This window comes from Vibrio sp. B172a (genome assembly GCF_030248355.1).
GTDB lineage: Bacteria > Pseudomonadota > Gammaproteobacteria > Enterobacterales > Vibrionaceae > Vibrio > Vibrio owensii.
Genome location: NZ_JAHGAC010000014.1, coordinates 165,957 through 187,154 on the forward strand (window position 1 = coordinate 165,957; position 21,198 = coordinate 187,154).

At 41.9% G+C, this 21,198-nt stretch carries 13 protein-coding genes; 1 reads left to right on the forward strand and 12 read right to left on the reverse strand.

The genetic code is table 11. The annotated features are described in order from the left end of the window. The first annotated feature begins 8 nt into the window (after nucleotides 1-8). Nucleotides 9-542, forward strand: coding sequence for a cytochrome b (locus KIT90_RS15580; RefSeq protein ID WP_285377404.1), 534 nt, complete (start codon nucleotides 9-11; stop codon nucleotides 540-542). A 51-nt stretch (nucleotides 543-593) separates the two neighbouring features. On the opposite strand, the gene KIT90_RS15585 is transcribed toward KIT90_RS15580, so the two are convergent. The 12 genes from KIT90_RS15585 to KIT90_RS15640 all read right to left on the reverse strand — a co-directional run bounded on the left by KIT90_RS15585 (nucleotide 594) and on the right by KIT90_RS15640 (nucleotide 20,881). Then, a complete protein-coding gene (locus KIT90_RS15585) occupies nucleotides 594-1,901 on the reverse strand; it encodes a dicarboxylate/amino acid:cation symporter (protein ID WP_285377406.1) in 1,308 nt (435 codons plus the stop codon). Nucleotides 1,902-1,984: 83 nt separating this feature from the next. Next, nucleotides 1,985-3,214 (reverse strand): NAD(P)/FAD-dependent oxidoreductase, encoded by a 1,230-nt coding sequence (locus KIT90_RS15590; protein WP_285377408.1) that lies wholly within the window; start codon nucleotides 3,212-3,214, stop codon nucleotides 1,985-1,987. A gap of 222 nt (nucleotides 3,215-3,436) precedes the next feature. Continuing rightward, nucleotides 3,437-5,149: a GMC oxidoreductase gene (locus KIT90_RS15595; protein WP_285377409.1), complete on the reverse strand. Its 1,713-nt coding sequence runs from the start codon at nucleotides 5,147-5,149 to the stop codon at nucleotides 3,437-3,439. A gap of 211 nt (nucleotides 5,150-5,360) precedes the next feature. Continuing rightward, complete coding sequence (locus tag KIT90_RS15600; RefSeq protein ID WP_285377410.1) at nucleotides 5,361-6,311, reverse strand: hypothetical protein; 951 nt, start codon at nucleotides 6,309-6,311, stop codon at nucleotides 5,361-5,363. Nucleotides 6,312-6,557: 246 nt separating this feature from the next. Further along, a complete protein-coding gene (locus tag KIT90_RS15605) occupies nucleotides 6,558-7,325 on the reverse strand; it encodes a LysM peptidoglycan-binding domain-containing protein (RefSeq protein WP_285377412.1) in 768 nt (255 codons plus the stop codon). Further along, a complete protein-coding gene (locus tag KIT90_RS15610; protein WP_045417303.1) occupies nucleotides 7,273-8,313 on the reverse strand; it encodes a hypothetical protein in 1,041 nt (346 codons plus the stop codon). Before KIT90_RS15610 ends, KIT90_RS15605 begins: the two co-directional genes overlap by 53 nt. Next, nucleotides 8,294-8,986, reverse strand: coding sequence for a pilus assembly protein (locus KIT90_RS15615; RefSeq protein WP_285377414.1), 693 nt, complete (start codon nucleotides 8,984-8,986; stop codon nucleotides 8,294-8,296). Before KIT90_RS15615 ends, KIT90_RS15610 begins: the two co-directional genes overlap by 20 nt. 5 nt (nucleotides 8,987-8,991) lie before the next feature. Further along, entirely contained in the window at nucleotides 8,992-11,694 is a 2,703-nt protein-coding gene (locus tag KIT90_RS15620; protein WP_285377416.1) for a TcfC E-set like domain-containing protein, read from the reverse strand. Between the two features lie 76 nt (nucleotides 11,695-11,770). Further along, nucleotides 11,771-12,280 (reverse strand): hypothetical protein, encoded by a 510-nt coding sequence (locus tag KIT90_RS15625; protein ID WP_285377418.1) that lies wholly within the window; start codon nucleotides 12,278-12,280, stop codon nucleotides 11,771-11,773. 44 nt (nucleotides 12,281-12,324) lie between these two features. Beyond that, nucleotides 12,325-12,924, reverse strand: a complete 600-nt coding sequence (locus KIT90_RS15630; protein WP_038893452.1) for a hypothetical protein — start codon at nucleotides 12,922-12,924, stop codon at nucleotides 12,325-12,327. A gap of 650 nt (nucleotides 12,925-13,574) precedes the next feature. Beyond that, nucleotides 13,575-16,910, reverse strand: coding sequence for an Ig-like domain-containing protein (locus KIT90_RS15635; protein WP_285377419.1), 3,336 nt, complete (start codon nucleotides 16,908-16,910; stop codon nucleotides 13,575-13,577). A 347-nt stretch (nucleotides 16,911-17,257) separates the two neighbouring features. Then, nucleotides 17,258-20,881 carry an Ig-like domain-containing protein gene (locus KIT90_RS15640; protein ID WP_285377421.1) on the reverse strand — a complete coding sequence of 1,208 codons (3,624 nt, stop codon included), beginning with the start codon at nucleotides 20,879-20,881 and terminating at the stop codon, nucleotides 17,258-17,260. Between the last annotated feature and the right edge of the window lie 317 nt (nucleotides 20,882-21,198).

Sequence of the window (21,198 nt, forward strand, 5' to 3'; positions counted from 1 at the left end):
ATTAATTCATGCTCAACAAGAAGCCATTAACTTGGCAAACCATTACATTGCACTGGATAACAGGGCTTGCCTTTATCGGTGTATTCGCGCTTGGTCTATACATGGTTGATTTGCCACGCAGTCCAGAAAAGTTTGAGTGGTATGGCATCCACAAATCACTAGGCGCTATCATTTTAGTTGTCGCTCTTATCCGTCTAGTGTGGCGCTTAAAAGAAGGCGCTCTGCCACCCGCTTCAGAAATGCCTGTATGGCAATATAAAGCGGCCAAAGCAGTACACGGTATCCTTCTGCTCGCTACTTTGGCAATGCCTATCTCTGGTATCGCAATGAGCGCAGGTGGTGGCCGAGCGGTCGATATCTTCGGTTGGGTTATTATCGCTGAAGGTCCAGAAACCCCTTGGCTTCAAGAGATTGGCTCAACCATTCATCACTCTGCAGTTGAAATCTTGATTGCCGTGTTTGTTCTCCACGTTGCTGGCGCCATCAAACACCAAGTGGTCGACAAAGATGGCACCATTTCTCGAATGCTTGGTCGCTCATAGAGTCCATATAGATACAAAAAACGCACTCTCGATTGGGAGTGCGTTTCACTTTTAGCTCATCAACATCTCAGAAGAATCGAGCGATTGAGGTTCTACCGCCTGCTTCTTCTGCCAGCGGTCGATCACAAGCGTCGCAATCAAATCCCCCTCCACATTAACAGCGGTGCGGAAGGTGTCTAGCGGTCTTTCTATCATCAATAAAATCGCAATCGCTTCCAGTGGAATACCCGCTGCTAGCAGCACTAACTGCATCCCCGACATGGAGCCCGAAGGCATACCCGGCGCACCAACGGAAGAAACCATTGCCATGATGAAAATCATCACCAATCCAGTGGTACTCAAATCCACACCAAACAACTGTGCTAGGAAAATCGCGGCGACACCTTCAAATAGCGCGGTACCATCCATGTTCATTACAGAGCCGAGTGGCAGCACCATGCTGCTGACTTCTGGCGCGACATCTAAATTATCTTCCGCGCTTTGTTTTGCCAAAGGCAGCGCCGCCGCACTTGATGACGTCGCAAACGCCATGGCTAATGGTGCTGAAATCGCTTTAAACAGCGCAACAGGAGAGATGCCCGTCATGACCTTAGCAATCGTCGGTAACACCACTAGCCCGTGCACCATAGTTAGGACAAACACCAGTAACGCAAACAACGCGAGTTGTTGAATCAGATTCCCACTTGAAGTCAGCGTGATATCAAACACGATCGCAAAAATAGCAATCGGAGACAGTTTAACGATGCCTCGAATCATGGTGTTGACGCTTTTGTTCAGCCCCGAAATCACCGCTAGCAACGGATGACCTGACGGAACAGAAAGCAAAATCGCAACGCCTGCCATAAAGGAGAAAACCACGATCGCCAGTAAGTTGCCATTCGCCAGTGCAGCAAACGGATTCACCATCGCCATCTTAACGAGATTAGTGAGTATGGCGGCACCACCAGCGCCTTGCTCGTCAATCAAATGGACATCACTACCCACAGAAATGCTTTGGCTAAGTGGCTCCCATGCAGGTAAGGCTAACGACGCACCAAGCCCTAAACTAATGGCAATTAAGGTGGTGAAACTGTAGAAGAGCAGTGTTCGCCCACCCAGAGCTTTAAGGCGAACGGTTGAGCCAATATTGGTGATGCCTTCAACAAGAGAAAACAGCACCATCAAGCCCACCACCATTTTCAGTAAGCCGAGGTAGACCGTTTTGCCCAACATTAAAATTTGGTAGTAATCACTCGACAGTAAAAGCGATTTGTCTGCCAACCCATGGTCGACTAAAAGAAGGATGGCTTGAGCCCCACCCCACGCAAGTAGGGCAGAAATAAGAAGTTGAACGGGCAAAGAGAGTTGCAAATGACGCATAAAAAACACCTAGCGCCACAAATCCTGATGATTTGGGCGCTCGATAAAAATGAAAAAATGGAAGTGAAGAGTCACGGCTTGGATTAAGACCAAGAGCCTTTGTAATATGGGTTCAATAAACCTTTTACGCGTTTGAGCACTACCAAAGCCGACACACGGAACCAACCGAAAATAACGCGCTGATGAAGCCTAAAGATCGTGTCGTACAAGCGGCGAACGTAGCGTCCACGCAATACGACTTTATCATTCATCAATGCGCCAACCGCGTAGTCATGTCCAAGAGCAACGACCATTCCGCCGTCTTTGAATACAAACGGTTTTAACTCTTTGCCTTTCACCAAGCGTTTAAATTGCTTCGCCAAATGTGCAGCGGCTTGGTTGGCGGCTTGCGCTCGTGGTGGTACAACACGTCCATCCTCTTGTGGACATTCTGCACTATCACCGATGACAAAAACGCTCTCATCAAGAGTGGTTTGCAACGTTGGCAACACTTTAAGCTGGTTAATGCGGTTGCTTTCTAGACCATCAAGATTCGCTAACCAATCCGGGCATCGAATCCCCGCCGCCCAAATTTGCAGATCGGCAGGAATGACTTCATTTTCCGTCACGATACGGTCTGCTTCTGCACGCTGAACTTTAGTGTTTAAGCGAACATTAACGCCTTGCTTTTGTAGTTTCTTCAGTACCTTGGCAGACATACACTCAGCACTTGCAGGTAAAACACGATCCGCCGCTTCGATAAGCGTAATGGAAAGTTGAGTATCATCTTGATAGCGGTTTAATTGCTTGCTGACTTTCGCCCACTCGGCTGCCAACTCAACACCAGTCGCACCTGCACCCACGATAGAAACACGATGTGAGCCACCGTTCGCCAGCATTTGCTTCATCTGCTCCCACGCTTTTTCTGCTTGAGAAGCCGAATCTAAGAACAAGCAATGATCGCTTACGCCCGGAATTTTGAAATCGTTACTGATCGCGCCAACGGCAATCACGAGGTAATCGTATTTCAATATTTGCTCTGGAGAGAACTCAGCGCTCACCGTAATGGTTTTATTTGCTCGGTCTAAGCCTGACATGCGCGCTTGAACATATTGGTAACCGTGACAAGCAGCATGAAGACGAAACGCAACCGAATCGAGCTCATTATCAAACGTGCCCGCCGCAATCTCATGCAGTCTTGGTTTCCATAAGTGATGAGAAGATGGCTCAACCAAAGTAACGGTATGGTCAGATTTGCCAGCAAAACTGCTCGCTAAACGCGTGACCATTTCTAGACCCGCAGCACCACCACCGACAACAACAAAATTCGACATACTCCCCTCCCGGAAACCATCCATCGAAAGATAAAAATCAAAAACGCAGCAAATACGTTTGGAATGGCGGGAATTATATTGAGTTACAAATAAATGATAATAAGCTGAAAAAGAAAATAACTATTACGAATTTGTAATAATGAAAACTAAGCATCTGAGCCAAATGCTAAAAACAAAAAAGCCACCACTTTTCAGTGATGGCTCTTATCGATACATAATTGGTTATGAAAAATCTTTTGAGATAATGTTTTCAATATTTCTTTCTGCTAGTGCAGCAATGGTCAGCGCAGGGTTTGCGCATCCATTGTTTCCAGGAATAAGCGCCCCATCAATAACATAAAGACCGCTGTATCCATCTACACGCCCAAATAGGTCTGTCGCTTTCCCCATTTCCATTCCTCCAACTGGGTGCGCACCAGTAAAAATAACGTCGGAGAACCCCTGAGCTCCTATTCGTTGCCAGTTGGCTCGTGCAACTTTATTGTTTACTGCTCTTAACGCATCCGTTGCATCTTTCTCATTCTCTTTCGGATAATGAAGAACTGCATCATCGATAGAGGCATCATAATAAAAATGACCTCGATTCTTAAAGTCCGCAGTCACGGATAGCATCATAGAAATCCCTACGTCGGCAATACCAGCATTTGCCCAGTTTTCTGCTGCGACCGGGCTTCTTCCGGCTTCATCAACATAAATTGCTGTAGGAGAAGGAGAAGCTTGAGCAATACCAGCAGGTAATCCAAATAACGACTGTCTAAATGCCATTCGGTTGCCATTATCACCCCAGTTCTTGCCAACATATTCATTTAACTCCGGCAAGTCTCCTCTCTCTTTTGCTCTAACAAGCATACGTGTTGTGTGGTAAGAACCAGCCGATAGAATAAGCTTTTCGCACGTAATCGTTTTTTGTTGAACAACATTGCCGTGAGCATCAAGCTCTTGAATGTCTAATTCATAAATATCACCATTCATTCGAATGTTGATCAGTTCATGCTTGTGGTGGAAAGTGACGTTCCCTGTTGCCTCTGCTAATGGAATATAGTTTTGCCCAAGGTCATTCTTACAACCGTTACTATTACCGAAATTAGTTAAGCCAATAGTTGCTGAAGGTAAGCTTTTCCCTTTGAGTTCTTGCCTGATAACATCCCAATTCCAGTTACCTTCGATAAGATAAGGAGAGTAGCCTGCTTTTGAAACTTCTCTATTCCAATCTCTACAATGCTTAAACGGCGCACTGGCAAAAACATCTTTAGGCATATTGCTGTAGTTTAAGATGGATTTCACTCTTGGATAGTAAACGTCCACCATTTCTTTGTAAGAAAGCTCGTTAGGGTAAAGTTTCTTGAAATGCTCTTCCTTTGGAACAACCATAACACCGGTATAAATCACCGAGCCGCCACCTACCGCAGTTCCTAATAATAGGTCGGAACCATCTTGGTTGTTTTCTCCAGGCTTATCGACAATATCAAGAACACCACCGAATTTTTCGATACTACGTGGCGTAATCGTTTGAAGGAACGGAAGATCAAACGTGAGTGCAGGAAACGTGGTCTTTGTTCTTTGCCAAAACATCCGCTTGTCAGCCAACATATCATGTGCAAATACCGCTCGCTTTGGGTCATTAGGCCAGCGGTTTCCTCTTTCAATTACCGCCGTTTTGATACCAGCAAGACCAAGTCGATAAGCGCTAATTGCACCACCAAAGCCGCTCCCAATGACAACGACCGGCAAATGGCCATTTATTTGAGGAGGGCGGTCAAAAAGCTCTGGTAGATAGCTTTCTAAAACAGGTAAGCCTTTAAACTTGTCAATCGGTTGTTCATTTTCTGGGCGAAAGAAGAAAGCCTGAGCCTTTGGAGAAGTGACACTCATACCAGCAGCAACCGAGGTAGCAACACAAGATTTTAAAAATACTCTTCGATTTGTACCATCCATTAGTAACTCTCCTTTGTTATTAAACAAGATGAATACTATCGAAAATACTACCGAAGCTTATTGTTTGTAGTTGGCATATACGCATAAATGTTAATAACCATGCTAATTCTCAGCATACTCATTTTTACTGTTTAAGTCGTATAATAACGCGATAAAACACTGGCATGGAGTCTAATACGTTTGAAAACGTATACATTTATGTGAATTCAAATCAAACAGCAATCGCATCATATGTATCATTAAAAAATACATTAGCATCCACACCATGCCTTCGCATTTGCTCATACTCTTTTTCGTAAATAGGGTGATATTTAATTATCAACCCTAGGAAGATTGGATGACTAAGAATTTTCTGCAAATCAATATGATAAAGATAAACGTTGCCGTAATCCTTGGAACAATCAATCAATTTTATCTGCTCAGCCCCCAATGTCTCATACAAAGACATATCTTCCCTACCTCTCGCAGTAAAAAAAGCATTTTTTACGTTAAAATGGTGGCGAATAATATAGTTGAGAACCAAACCAAACAAAAGCTCATAATCATCCGAATTCTTGAAGAAAGATAGCCCAAAAAATAAAGTGTCTTTATTGGGATTACTTGTGTAACGATCAATGGACAAACCCAAAATATCAAACAGAGCGCCAACTTCTTGATGGAAGTACATATATGATTCTGGAATCTTACTTTCTACATTTCCTTTATAAAAAACGTCAACATTATATCTTTTATTATAGTCATCAAAACTATTTGTTTTAGCAGATACTAAATTAATTTTAGAGGTATAATCACCATATATTTCACGGGCTTCGTAATTGCTACCTTTGAAGTGACATACCCTCGAATCACGCTCTGGATTGAGAATAATAGCATGATAATAACTATTAAATTGGTTTAGAAATTTTCGATATTGCGACTCTAAAGAAACCGGAACTTTCGGTGCTGAACATTGATTTAAAAAAACATTTAAACAACTAGCCGCATTGGCAATAAGTAATTGACGGCAAGATGATGGTTTCGTTACACCGTTTGTCCAACGACTCATCGTAATATTATCCAATCCTTGGAATTCGTCATATTCTAAGTGAAGTTTAATCATCAACTCCTTCCTAGGAATTTTTTTAAAAACCACTTCTTTTAAGAATTCGTGAAACTTTAACATTAAAATGCCCTTCAGAGTTCATGACATATCGAAAACCATGATTATCAATAAGCAAAAGAGTGAATACCAGAAAAGGCAGAGAAAAATGTAACAAAAGGAACATTCCTACAATCAACGTAAGAAAATAAAACGTCGACTACAGGAATGCCCCTACTATATCTTTTAAACTTAAAATTTAATTGCTCTTTTTTTGCATTTTACTATCAAGCAATAACAATTTGATAAAATAGAGCCAACAAATATGCACTACTTGAAGACAACCACCTGATTTGGAAAGATTAAATCTGGGTTCTTTTTAAACTTTGGATTCCAGTGTATGAGCTCTCTAAGGTATACCTTACAGTTCCGTGCAATTTTAGATAATGTATCACCAGAGACGATGACATAAGGATCAACACATTCTTTATATTGGGCAACATCATGTATTTCGTTGTTCAATGGTAAGTCATTGTTTGGTAGCACAATGTCTTCTGGCGAAGAATATTCCTCAACATATTCACTTTCCGAAACACCTCTGTCAAATTCAGAAAGTTTAAACTTTAATCCGGCTTCAACAAAATAATCACCATAAGGATTGGCACGACTGAATTTACTCTCAATAAAAAAATCAAAGTAGTTTGATACTGAAGCTGAAAAGCCAAGCCCTAACTTGCTATCTACCCCACTATCAATAAAATCCATTCCGATTATTGGATAGATCGAATACACATCATCAAACTCATACAGATATCCGGCTTCCAAGCCAAAGTATCGTTGAAAGTAGCTATTAGATGAATGATGCATTTGTCCCTTAAGCAAATAATCTCCTAGCGTATAATCTAAGAAGTAACTGTAATAGTTGTTGTTTTTGTCTGTGCTTTGATCTTCTTTGATATTGTAATAACCCGTAGAAATACCAATACTCGCCGATTTTTCATTTCCAAGTGCAGGTTGATGAAAAAATGCGATAAGTGCACACAAGCTATAAATCCAATTCAAACCGGACGGTAACTGCATCCCTGTAATCTCCTTCATTTACATCACCAAAATAAAGCTCTTTAAAAGAAAAGGCCAAATCAAAATCTAGCGTTTTTCCAACAAAAGGAATCTTAGAGGTTGCCTGCTTCAGCTCTCCAGCTTCGACAATATTACTCTTTTCACACTTCGAACAAACTAAGCTATAAGGAATAACATCATTTGACGTAGAGTGTTCTAACTCAAACTTATCCGCAGTCCCAGAAGAGAAAAACTGCATCTTTATCCCTGGCTCTATATGCCCAGAGATACTAACTTCATAAGTTGTAGTCCCCTCAACACTGTGATTAGCCGTATCATACGAAAGAGAAAAAATACCATCACCTGTTACGTCAACAGCTGAGATGAACGACGGTTTATAGTCAATGGTAAATACCGTCGTGTCATTGTAAGTTTGGTAAGTTGTCGCTGTTCCGTACTTCATGTAATAAGTAACAGGTAAGCTCACCGTTGCATAATAAATACCTGTAGGAGCGTTGGCAGCTTTAAATGCATCAACGAGATTATCCAGCTTGTAAGCACTTCTATAAAAATCAAATGGCTTATACTTTCTAGTCGCGTTCAGATCATAACTTGCACGACAAGTGTTATTATCTCGAAGAATGTATTGGCTTCCTGCCGAGCTCTCATAACTGCACGTATCAGCATTCGAGTTTTTTGCGACGGTAAAAGGGCTTGCGGTGCTAAATTGAATCCCCGAGTGCTGAAAAGACGTGGATACTTGTACACCAGTAGTCGAACTAAAAGTGATCGTCGAAGTTGGACTCTTCTGAAAACTTGGACTCCAGCTATAAACAGGCAATAAATTGAATGAGCTACTTGGTTGCCAAATCTGTTGCACCACTTCTCCGCCAACAACATTTGCATTCATCCAAGTAACCTCACTCCCAACAACTTTTGCCGTAATGTTATTGGATGCATATGCTGTTTCTGAGTTTAATCCAGCAGCTAAAACAGCAAGTGATAGGCTACATAGATACTTGTTCATTGATACTTTCATTTGCATTTATCACCGTGATATTAATATTGTTCTTCCCGACATAGCTTTCAGGCAATTTAAACACCTTTTCAGATCCTGCTAATAACTTGTATTGGTAAATACAGTTACTAGAGAAACCCTTTTCACAGGTATTAATTACAGCATTTAACATGGTGTTACTTTTGTTGGAGAATCTAAACTCTTTGTTATTTACGCGCTTAATTTCGTAATTTAGTTTCACTTCAGACGCAGGGTCCATGAAATAAATTCTGTATCCAAAAGCAACGGAAACCGCAGAGTCTTCACCTTCACCGACATAGGGATAAGGGTTTACATCAACCGCATAAACCTGATCTTCATCAAAATCACATGTTTGCTTCGCGCAATCATTTCGCATCCTAACCGTTCTGGTTTCACCATCTTTTAATATGATCTGGCTTGGTGAAACTGAAAACGTCCAAGTTGACAAATTATCTTTGTTTACCTTAGTGACGATTTTCTCTCCATTAACATAAGCGACTTTTGCAATTTCTAAGTTAATGAACATATCCTTACCATCATTATTCGTAATAGAAAAGTCAGCATAATGTTCATCGTTCGCCACCTCAAACAGACTGCTTACTGCTACAGCATGGGTAAAGAAACTCGTTAATGAAGTAATTAATAATAATAATGTTCTCATGACTACTACCTATTTTTAGTAAATTTATTGGAATCAGATGTTGATAACGCGTAGTTTTGTAATTCAAGAATAACTTGTTTATTTTTTGCTATTGATAATGTAGGTTTCGCGTATAACTTAGCAAAATAATGACGGTTCCCATTAAAGGATATTTGTATTACCTCCATATCCGACATTAATTTTTTATACTTTTCAATAATACTATTGTCATCAAAAGCACCTAGGTAATAAATGTGTTCACCTTTATCACCCAAGCCATTTACAACAATTTGCAAACCTAATTCGTCTTCTTCTATTTGCGGGAAACAATTACTCTTACCATAAGTACTATCTAGGTACCCTTCACGTAACGCACAAATCTGTTCATTTGCCGTTAACAGAAACTTTTCACCCCTTTGCACTGAAATGTTATAGACACCATCTCCAACTTTCGCGATAGACGAACATCCTTTGCACTCTACATTATTAATTGGGCGACTATTGAAATCTTCAAAGTAAGTCAAAACGGAGACCACTTCTTCAAACTCGGTGGTGATTTCTTTCAGTGTTCCTGGGTAACTAAACATGTCACTATTTTCTATTTGTTTGTGTTTATAGCCACTTAGTTCAGTATCCAAGTTGAATCCATACTCATTGTATTCTTCCAACTCAATCAAGGTATATTTACCCTGAATCGTTTCTCGTAGGTTGTTTTGCCCGTTTCTTCGAATCTTAACTAGCCCCAGATCATTCTGATCTTGGGTACTCGTTTTCGCGTTTTTTATGACTAGATAGGATTGCGCTCGCTCTCTAGATGCGTATATATCATCAGATGTAACGATGGTTGTTGATTCAATGTTAGCGGTAAAATTCTGATAATCCTCAGTGGTGCCATTCGCATATAAATTTGCACTAAATTTATCATTGTGGATATTTGCACTTACACCGTAGACAGATTGTGAGTCATTACCATCAACATACTGAGATAAATCCGCGCCTCCGGACAACATCACTCCACCCGCTTCAACTTGAGGCGCAGAATATTGTAAAGTATTACTAAATCGTGTTTTACTTCGTGTCGAATAATCAACACCAGAGATATATGAAAAACTATCATTTAGATCGAAGTTAACGTTAAGTGAGAATATATGCTCGTTTAATCTAGAGTTGTTAAAGTCTTTTTGATAGCTATAACCTAAATCGACGTACACATTATTAAAAATGTTCTTATTGTAATTTGTCGATAAATTTAAATTGCTTACCTCTAAACCAGAGTCCTCATATGTCTCTCGGTATCTATTAGCATAAAAACTAAGCGTCCCCTCATAAATTCGAGACGAATAAGAAACTGTCGCTTGTGTATAGTCATTGCTTCCGTATCGGATGCTCCCCAACTGAGATGATTCTGAAGGCGCTTTATTCGCATCTAACATTTCATAATCAAAGTTAACATCAGCGACCCGAAAGTTTGTATTGAACAGGTAGCCGCCCTGAAACTTATTGATATAACCAGCCACTGCTAAATCTGAGTCTGTATAGTTTGCGCCTACGCCAAACGAAGCCTCTTGATTGGTAAATTGAGTATTACTACCAATTAACAATCGGTCACTTAACAACGAATAGGTTGCCGCTAAATCGAGATAAGTTTCCTCATAGTCACCTCGGTTGAACGTATTGCTTGATTTCATGACCGAGGCAGAATAATCGTAGCCTCTTTGAGATGTTTCGGAGTTATTGTTGTGTATGATTTTCTTTGAAACTTCTTCTGGATAGCCAACTGGTTTCAATACGATTGATACCTCGTAATTTCCTCGCGGAAGGTCACGGTAGCTTACGCTGTGTTGCCCTTTTGACACCGAGTTCGTATAAATGATTTGGCCGCCTCTCAACACTTCAATCGTGCCTCTAGCTTTCATATCGAAAAACAGCTTTTTAGTGTTACCAATATCTTTAACTAGTAGGTTGTCATTCGAGAAATAACTGATCCCTACCGTTTCTTCTTCTCTATTAAAGTTGAAAATAGAGGTCGAGTTTTCTGCTGTGTTTCCGCGATGAGTCTCATACGCTTTTATCGAGCTACCTTCTAAATCATAGGTGTAAGCCAATTCATCTACATCGAACTGACTAGAACTGTTGTCGACAACATAGAGTGATGCTTCTAGATCAACGTGTGAACGACCAAAACCAATTGTGGAGTTATTAGTGAGTGTCGCACTTGTTGAGCTTTGATAATGAGTTGTGAAAAGACGATTAGTTGAGATTAGAGCGCGACGATCTTCACTCAATTGAGTAAAGCCTAGATCTGTCATACCTTCTGAGAGGTAGTTTGCAGGTACTTCAATTAAGACTTGTTTCTGTGAATGATCGTAAACGTAAAGAATGTTCTCGTCACTTTTTTGCTCTTCTACGATCGTTTGTAAAACTGCATCAATATGATCGCTAGCGACACCCGACCTTCTGAGTGCTTGTTTTAATTTCTCTGGTTCTTCAATGGTCTTAATACCATCAAAATTGGAAACAACTGAAACAGATGTACGTGTCTCATTTGGTAGGACAAATACTATTTGATTTGATTGATACTCATAAAAGTGCTCAAAACCTGGAGGAATAAACTTTGAATTGGCATACGCTGAAAACGCAGACGTAGCACTAAGAACCAGGATTGCAGTTTTAATCGAGCAAACGCCTATTCCTTGTAATTCTTTTCTATTTTTTGTTTTAGAATCCATGCAGAAAAACAACAAACCAAATACCTCCAAGCCTCAGCACATGAACACTCGTAGTGCTAAGTAAACGGGTCTCTTATTAAAAATCTAATCCAATGGAGAGCGTGACTTTTCCACTACATCGCTCATCCTCAACATCAACTTGAACGTTGTTATCAAAGTCGATTCGAAAATCCTTCTCTACCCATAATGTGTCTCTATCAGTAAAGAAATCGTCCAACCTGATCTCTTTTCCTACGCTCAATACTTCACCATCCAGCGTGTGCTCAGCAAAGTTGGATTTGATTGGGTTGCCTTTATGGTCAAAGCATTCACTTACAAGAACGTTGGTCGATATCTTATATCCAGCAGAAAAACTGCTTGGAACATCAGTCGTCACGATAAGCTTGGTATCAATAGTTTTCAGCTCACCTGTCGCTCTATTTACATCAACTTTTAAGCTAGGTTCTTTGAACTTGAATTCTTTAATTCTGTATGAGAAAAATTTTTCATTTTGGATCTCTGCCGACAGCGGTAACACCTTGGTTACAGAGTTGGAAGACAGAGCAATAGAAGGATAAAGCAGAAATAAGGTGATAACTTTCTTCATAGGCTTAATGTGCGCGGCCTAAGTATTAGGCCGCGCGTTCCACTTTATGGCGTCGTGTATGCTGCAAATTCCACATCTGCACGTAGTACGGTTGTTGCTGTGATCACGTCACCAGCAATCACGTTGTCCATACCAGTACCTGGTGCGTTAGCAATTTTCCATTCCGTCTTCCAAGCGTCAGAAGCTGTTGATGTCAAAGCTGAGTTTGTTTTAACAACAGTGCCATCTTTGAATACGCTCACGTCAACATTTGATAGGTCAACGCCTTTCTCAGATACAAACGCTGGCACGTCAACACGGTAAGTGATGCTTTCTGGTGCTACGCCAGAACTCGCTGCGCTCTCTGTACCAACAACAACAGGTAAGCCAACTTCATTAGTATCAGAATCGTAGTAACGAACCTCAACTAGTACATTTTCAGAAGTGAAGCTGCCGTCTGGATTGATAGTTAGACCCGCATCAACAAGAGCGCCACCGTTTTGACCAGTGATTGTAATCCACTCACCGTTTACTACTGTTGGTACTTTTGCTTCCCAAGTTAGTGTTGCGCTTGTTGTATCGATATCACCAGCTGATGGGTTAGCCGATGCGCCAAAAGCAAATAGTCCAGTTAGAACCGCTACAGATAACATTGTCTTTTTCATATTATTACTCTTACTATCCTGTTAAAAATATTAATTGTGGCAATGTTGAAAAATTGATTTCCTCTCTCACCCCACAGTTCATATATTAATGGTTTCATTATTTTCGGAATTAGCATCACATTTGATTATTCGCCTTTCATGCCAACATACATAAAAAACTCGATTAGAAACAGTAAGAAACATGTTTATACACATATTAAAATTAACAATAATCACCTAAAAATCAATAACATAAAATAAGATCAGCAACAAAAACAAATCTAAATAAGAATAATCCTACTTTTGATATTACATATTCTTACACTGGTTTTTACTCGATATTACAAGACATATTAGATGCTCATGAAATTTGCACCTTCGACTTTAATTTAAAAGTATAGATAGACAAAGATAATCTTTTTTCACTAGGTGGTTCTTCTTATTAACACTATAGAATCTGGCGTTAACTTCTAAGTACCATAAGTTTAATAATCGCGAGAGTGCTATTAGTTTCTTTCAATATGATGCCTTTGGATAAAAATCTTTGCTGTTGCAAAGACAGTTATTGACTTTGATGTGCGGCAAGAACCGATCTGAAAAATGCTACTTAACTAAAAAAGCCTGAATCTAAGATTCAGGCTTTTTTCAACGTTTATGGCATAAATACTAAGCTACAAACATTGAATATTTTTCAATGTTGCTACAGCGCCAGTATCAGGGTCGAAAATATCAACTGAGCCTGTACCAGCAGATGAACACTGGACAGTGTAGTCTGGATGTAACGTCCCATTGCCACTCGGTTGAACATAACCATTGCCAGGAATCAATACACCAGTTGGGTTAATGAACTTATACGTTTTTTTAACTCCACCGTTAAAAAGATAAATCATATGGTTTTTTCTATAGTTCCTGCACGAGCTATCTACAGTTCCTTGACTATTTTTCACTTGGTAGCTGCGTTGATTTAGAGTAACGTCAACCTCAGTGTCTACTATGCTCGTATGTACCCAAACCCAGTCATACCAGTTATTAGGATTCTCACTAAGTTTAAAGTTACAAGTACTCGATAAAGAAGAAGAATACAACTGATAAACGACAACCCTTGTTCCTCCGCTCAATGTAATTAGATTCCCTCCTTTGAAAGTCACATTTGTAGTTTTGGAGCTTGTGCCGTACTTAGCCGTCACAGTGACAGTTTCAGCATTTGAGTTAGTAATATTTGCACTTGCATAGCCACTACTATCTGTCTTGGTAGTTTGCGATACCTTTGCACTTCCTGTTGCAGTAAAAGTCACTGTCTGGTTACTTACGGGGTTGTTGTTCGCGTCAGCTAACAGTGCCCTAACTTGGTTTGCTTCTGAGCCATTTGCAGTAGCGTTATCTTTGAGCACCGATATTGATTTTACGGTCGCTGTACTTACGTTCGCTATAAAGCTAACGTTTGTTGACCTCGTACTCGTACCATATTTAGCTGTTACTGATGTCGTTCCAGCCTTTGTGTTTTTCACATAAACCGAAGCAACACCACTTGCGTTCGTTTTTGTTGAACTGGTGATACTACCATTCGACACTGTGAAGTTTATGGTTTGATTAGAGACTAAGTTACCGTTTGTATCTGCCAGTACTACATTGACCTGATTCGTGGCGGAGTTATTCGCCACAGCATTATTTTTTGCGATTTCAATTTTGGTAATCGTCGCAGAACTTGCATCGGCATTAAAAGAAAGCGTCACTGTTCGAGAAAATGAACCAACGGATAGCGTGACATTAACGCTTTCTGCTTTGGTATTGGTTAACTCAAATTTCGCCTTACCATCATTCCCAGTTGCAACGGTACTACTTACGAACTTAGCGCTACCAGTTGTCACACCTTTAATATCAACACCAACTGCCGCACTGCCATGTTGCTTGAACTCGGCCTCTACAGAGACTTTTGAACTACCATTAGCGGCCGCAGAGGCAGTCAATGTTTTGATCGTCAAGACACCGTAACTGTAATCGTTCACAAATCTGGCATAGGAAGTGAGACCTATCGTCTTGTAAGTTGCTTTGATACCTACTGATTCAGCAACTGTGTTTGTAAAATTGACGACCGCGTTACCACTTGCATTCGTCACACCAGTTGTATTTTTTAGTTTAGCTGTTGAGCTATTCGTAGCAGCAAAGTTAACAGTCACCCCAGGAACGGAATTAAAGTATTTATCCACAACTAGAGCAGTTATCTGGTTTTGATCGATACCATCCGCTAAAGCATCATTTTGAGAAGTCGATATCTGTCTTAAAACGGCAGTACTAACGTCTGCAATGAAAGTAACTGTTTGAGAAACTGAAAATGTTCCGCCAACATCTACGGATACACTGACTGATTCAGCTTTGGTACTGGTTACCTCAAATCTTACTTTGCCACTATTGTCTGTAACCTGCGAGTCTTTAACTAGGTTCGCTCGTCCCGATACTGAAGCATCAACGGTAATTCCTGAAGCCGCTTTCCCATTAACAAGGAAAGTTGCTTCTACAATCGCCTTGTCGCTGCCATTCGCTACTGCAGTGCCATCGATTGCTCTTATAGAAAGAGCACCGTTACTCACACAGGTTACATAGTAGCCTTGACCATCATCAGTAAGCTCCTGTCCGCTAGACAAGCTAACCACTTTATAAGTTGAACTATCTAGAGTTATATAGCCTCTTGAGAGTGGCCAGTTTTTGCTATTCCCTTTGTCACTCGCCCATACAGCTTGAAGTTCAGCTTTCGTTGGTAAGCGACCAAACGTTCCACAATACTGAGCCGCATTACCTTGACGGAATACCGCTACGGCAGGTTTCGCTGAATGCGCTGAGTCAAAATAGGTGCCGTCATTTCGAATACCACCACTATCTGCTTCACTTTTCGTTAGAGGTCCACTGTAGATCTGGTTGTTGTAATAGTAATCACCCCATAATCCCGTTTGATTTGGGTTAATCGCAACAATCTTCATCAATGCAACATCAAAGCCACCACGATGATCGGTGACAATGGCATTTACATAATACTGTCCCGCATGCTCAACTCTGAAGGTGAATGTTTTGTTCGCTGTATCTGAGGCATCCGACAAAGCAACAGCTGAATCAAACGCAACAACTTGGATTAATTGGAAGTTGTCGTCCTGCTTATCAATAACGTATGGTGAAATATCGATAACTGCAGTTTTGCCAACTTCTACGGTATCGAGGATTTCAATTTTGTCAGGAATGTCTATACCAACAGAACTGCGTTCAGAAACCGTCACCACAGCAGAACCAACCAGCACGTTACCGCTACTATTTTCTAGCGTGTATAAAATACGCTCATTGCCTTTGAACGTTGCTGCAGGTGTATATGAAATCTTGTTATTTGTTTTATCGAGAGAGACAGTTGATGAACTGCCTGTTGGCATTAAGATGACATCATCAGTCAAAGAGAAACCAGACAAAGACGTGTTATCACCAACTTTTGTGAGCTCATTTTCGATGTTGATTTCCAAGGTCTCACCTTGATAACCAGCAACACCAAATGGAACCAATTCTGCTTGTTGCGCATTGTTTGCAACCACGACACGGCTCACGCCACTTCGTTTACCAATCATTTGGTAACCACTTGAATATCCATCAAGTCCAACCGTGTATTGGTAGTCACAAACCATTGCGTGATCAGAGATAATTTGGAAGCTTTCATTATCACTATCAACAAGTTGACAGCTTGGATCTGATGATAAAACTTCAACTTCGGCAAGGGAGATACGCTCGCCTCCTGAACGCGCAACTTTATCGACTACATTAACTCGGACTTCTTCCGAGTCAGTACTTTGAACGACACTATAGAAGTCTTCCGCGTGAACAGAAACATATTGGTCAACTTGGTTTTCAGGCCATATTTCGCTTGAATTTCCTGAATCAGATTCGCCACCGCACGCAACTAAGATAGGAAGTAAACCTAGAGGTAGAAGTGTACGTACCCATTTCTTAAAACTATTTAATTTTTGTATCGGCATAGAACTCACACTTAAGTAATCGCCTCTTAAATCTGCGCGAGTGGGTTCATTAGACGGAAGGTAAGCTGCATTTGGGGAAAGAAACAGAGCTAGATAAAAGTGCTTTCCCAATACTCGTAGAATTTAAATTCGAGCTAAACCGCACACCACTAATAGAACCACCAACACACGCCAAGGCTTTGGATGCATATTTACCGATTATCATTTTTTAAGCGATTCATTGTTTAGCACTAAAAGTACATTACTCATTAGCTTGCTAACAAACATGGGAAAGCCATGATACAAAAACAAAAAAAGCCACCACTTTTCAGTGATGGCTTTGCTTCATTGATGTTGCTTTGTCTTAATTATCGAGGATCAAGACCTAGCTTTTGTAGTACCAATTTGAAGTTTTCGCGGCGCTCTTTCACGTTGTGAACATCACCTGTCGAACACGTCAGATCCGGACAGCCACGGTTAACGATGCCTGAAACGTCATCGATAAATTGTGAACCTTGCAGACCACTGTCCACGTACTTCTTCAGTTCGTTGTGGTAGTTCCAATCAGCGTACTGACCGCCTTCATCGTTGTATGCCTGAACTGATGTTACCCAGTAGAACAGACCTGCGATCCACTTGATCTCTTTGTTCTCTTCCGAGCTACAAATCAGACCTGGGTTAGAACAGAAGTCTAGCTCAGCATAAAGTGGGTTCGCCGGTGGCGCTTCTACCGTTACGCCATCAATTGTCTTACCAATGGTTGATGGATCGACGTGCGAGCGACCTAGGTAGTGGTTAAGCGTACCGAAGTTCTGACGACCTGTGGTTTGGATAACACCACGACCCCACCAGCCACAGCCTTCAACGCTTTCTTGGCTGCTGCCGTCCCAAATGAACTTACCTGCTTTCTGACCCACATAAGTCTTACACTCGTCGCGTTCCCATACTTGTTTAGACGTATCTACACTTTCCGGAACATCGTTACAGTGACCGTTGTTTGTCCAACGACCTGCTGCACCGTTCACCAATAGACCACGCTCTTCAAGCACTGCATCAGGTGCTGCAAAGACTGGAGCTGGAGCGCCATACCATTTCGCGTGAGTCAGAGCGCTGACTTCCATTTTGTCATCACGAGGACAAGAGTACGCATGGTCCAAACCAGAAACTGGGTTTACACCGTAATCTGCGTATTTCTGGCCCAATTGACCACAACTTGCTGCCATTGGGTAATCCGCAGGCGCGCCGTATTTCACTTCAGACCAGTTGTTTTCATCACACGCGTTGTAGCGGATGGTCTCTTGCATACTTTGCGCAAGGAACGCAGCAATCGCGACTTTCGCGTATTTGATGTTGGTTGCATCATCAACTTCATCGTTCATCAACCAGAACTTGTTGCCTGCTACACCAATGTTGTGCATTGCATTCAAGCCATCTAGGAAGTCGTTCCACTTGTAAACCGTTGACGGAACCCACTGAGATTGTGGTGTTTCGTATAGGAAGGCTTCGTTATCCATCACGCTTTCAGCATTTGCTAACTCTTGGTTTAGCGCTTCAATGCGAGTCAATGAACCTTTCTCTAACTCTTCACCTACGTAGTACAGTGGCACTTTCGCCGTTTGGTAAAGTTCAATTTTGCTGGTTAGGGCTTGAGAGTCTTGATCAAACATCAATGCAAATACGTTGCTGTACGCGGCTTTACGGATTTGCTGATCGGTTTGCGTGTTACCCATGAAGTAGTTTGCGGTTTGCTCTGTCGGCATGTTCGCTAGCATCGCAGGCGCATCAACGTAATCTGTTACCTGTTTTACGTACTCAAGTGCGTAATGCCACTGCTCGCTGGTTAGCGCAGCGGTTGCGTTCGATTTAGTAAACACTACAAAGTCAGCTTTGTTCGCAGCATCTGCTTTGTAAAGCTCGAAGCTATCAAGTAGATCGGCTGTGAAAACGGACGCTTCATCCCATACAGACTGACGACCAGAGTGGGTATCGTAAGCAAACTCGCCAATGCTTAACGACCAACCAAATGTCGCTTGTGGCGCAAGGGTTGTGAAAATCAAGTTGTAAGCATGTGCCCACCCTTTCACGTCGTTGCTCAGTGCGTTGATCGCATCGATATCAATACGGCTACCCGTGATATCAATGGCATTCGTCAGTGCTTGTTTAACCGCTACGGCACCAAACGATGCACCTTTCTCTTGCGTAGCTAGATCCAGAACATCCGATTGAATCACGATAGACGCTGCACCCGCGTTCTCTGCTTGTTCTATAGCCGACACAAACGAACGTGTCAGTTGCTCTAGGTCTGTTAAAGCATCACTGCTGCTTGCTGCAATAGTTGGCGTGCTTGGTGCTTGAGTTGATGGGCTCGCCACTACGAATGTATTTGGCCAACCTGCCACTTCTAGACGCACTGGGTCCATTGGGTTACGCAATGATAGCGCTGGCGCTGTACCCGGCTCAGTACCATCACAGTTTAGATGCAATGACCATGAGCTATCGCTACCAGGAACAGATTGCGTCCAGTACACCGCTGAGTAAGCAATGTTTTTATGAACCATAATGTCACCGCCTGTTGCGTGATCACCACGAGTCCAGTCTGGGTACACATTAAAGTCAGCACACAGTCCACCTGTTGGTGGAGGTGTCGGCGTTTCTACTTTTTCAACTGTGATGTTTACACGTGCTGTCGCCGTTAGGTTCTCAGCATCCGTCGCAATCGCTTCTAGCTTAACTGCACCAACTTCTGACGCCGTCCAGTTACAAGAGAACTGGTTTGTGGTTGCTGCGTTGAAGTCACAGATTTGCTTGTTGTTTGCTTTCACGATAACGCGAGACAAATCATTATCAGCATCCGTTGCACGAACGGAAATCGATACCGCTTCGCCTTTTTCAAACTTAGAACCGTTTGAAGGCGAAGAGAAGCTCACTTCTGGCTTAACAAAGCTTGGAGCTGCTTCTATAGCAACAGCGATACTGCGTTGTTCAACCATTTGGTTGTTCTGATCGAGAACCACCACTTTAAGTGTCGCATTGCCCACTTCATTTGGAGTCCAAGATTGAGAATACGTCGTTTGACCTGCAGCGATGTTACGTTGACCTAACTTACGGTCATTTGCCCAGAACTCCAGTTTCGAGATTAATTCACCATCAACGTGTGCTTTGATCGTCGTTGCCTGACCCACCATCAATGTTTGACCTTGTGTAGGCGCGACGAACGTCAGCTCATGCACTTCTGGCTCCACAGGTGGCTCAACTGGCTTCTCTTTTACTGAAATGCTGACCGCTTGTTGCTGTGTAAGACCTGAGGTGTCTTCCACTACAGCTTTGATCGTGTGAGCGCCTGCACCAACAGAAGTCCAACTTGCTTGGAATGGAGCTTGTGTTACGCGAGCTACTTGTTTATTGTCGACAAAGAAAGTCACCGCTTTAACGCTGGTATTAGTCGCCGTTACGTTTGCTAGCATGGCAACCGCTTGACCTTCTTCAAACTCAGCACCGTTCACTGGCGATGCCAATTGAAGAGAAATTTCTGGTTCGCCGACTTCACCTTCATCGTCAGCAATCAGACGAATAGTATTTTGAAGAAGTGTCAGATCCAACACGCCGCTCACACCAAGCGTTAGCTCAATACGTTCACCTGCCGGAAGTTGAGATTTCACCCAGCTACCGCTATCAAAAGCGAGCGCAAGCGTGTTCTTGAACAGGTTACCTTGTGCGTCGCTGATGAACTTCATTCCCGGGTAGCTGATGCCAGTCGCAGACCAAGAGGGTGTCGACGTCGATAGGTTTGAATCAAACGTCACTTTCGCATCACGCAGTTCAACTGGCTTTGAACCGTCGTTCGTTAGGATAACTTTGTAAGTGTTCCACCACTGGCTTTCTGAGCCGACGATAGTTGCGTCTGTGATCACTCCTGCGTGTGCAGCAGGCAACCCCATACCGATCGCCAGTGCTAAAACACTTGGCATGATCGCTAGCGTATTCTTTCTCATAATTAAGGACTTATACAAACAACAATAAAAAGGAACAGCATTATAGAGGGGGACTTTTTTCGCGCCGCAGCGGACAGATGTAACCAAATGTAACTCAACTTACAGGTGTAAAAGTGCCAAAAATAAAGCGTCTTTTTACGTCAATTTGACGACATTTCGCACGTAATCGATAAGCAAACATAAATCTGGGACTCTAGTTCAATTTTCTGAAAGTGTGCGCAAGATAAAACAAATCAATTTATCCGTTTCTACAAATAGTGGAATTTGTGTTTTTAACGCCTTTATGCATCTGAAAATCAATAAGTTACAGAATAAAT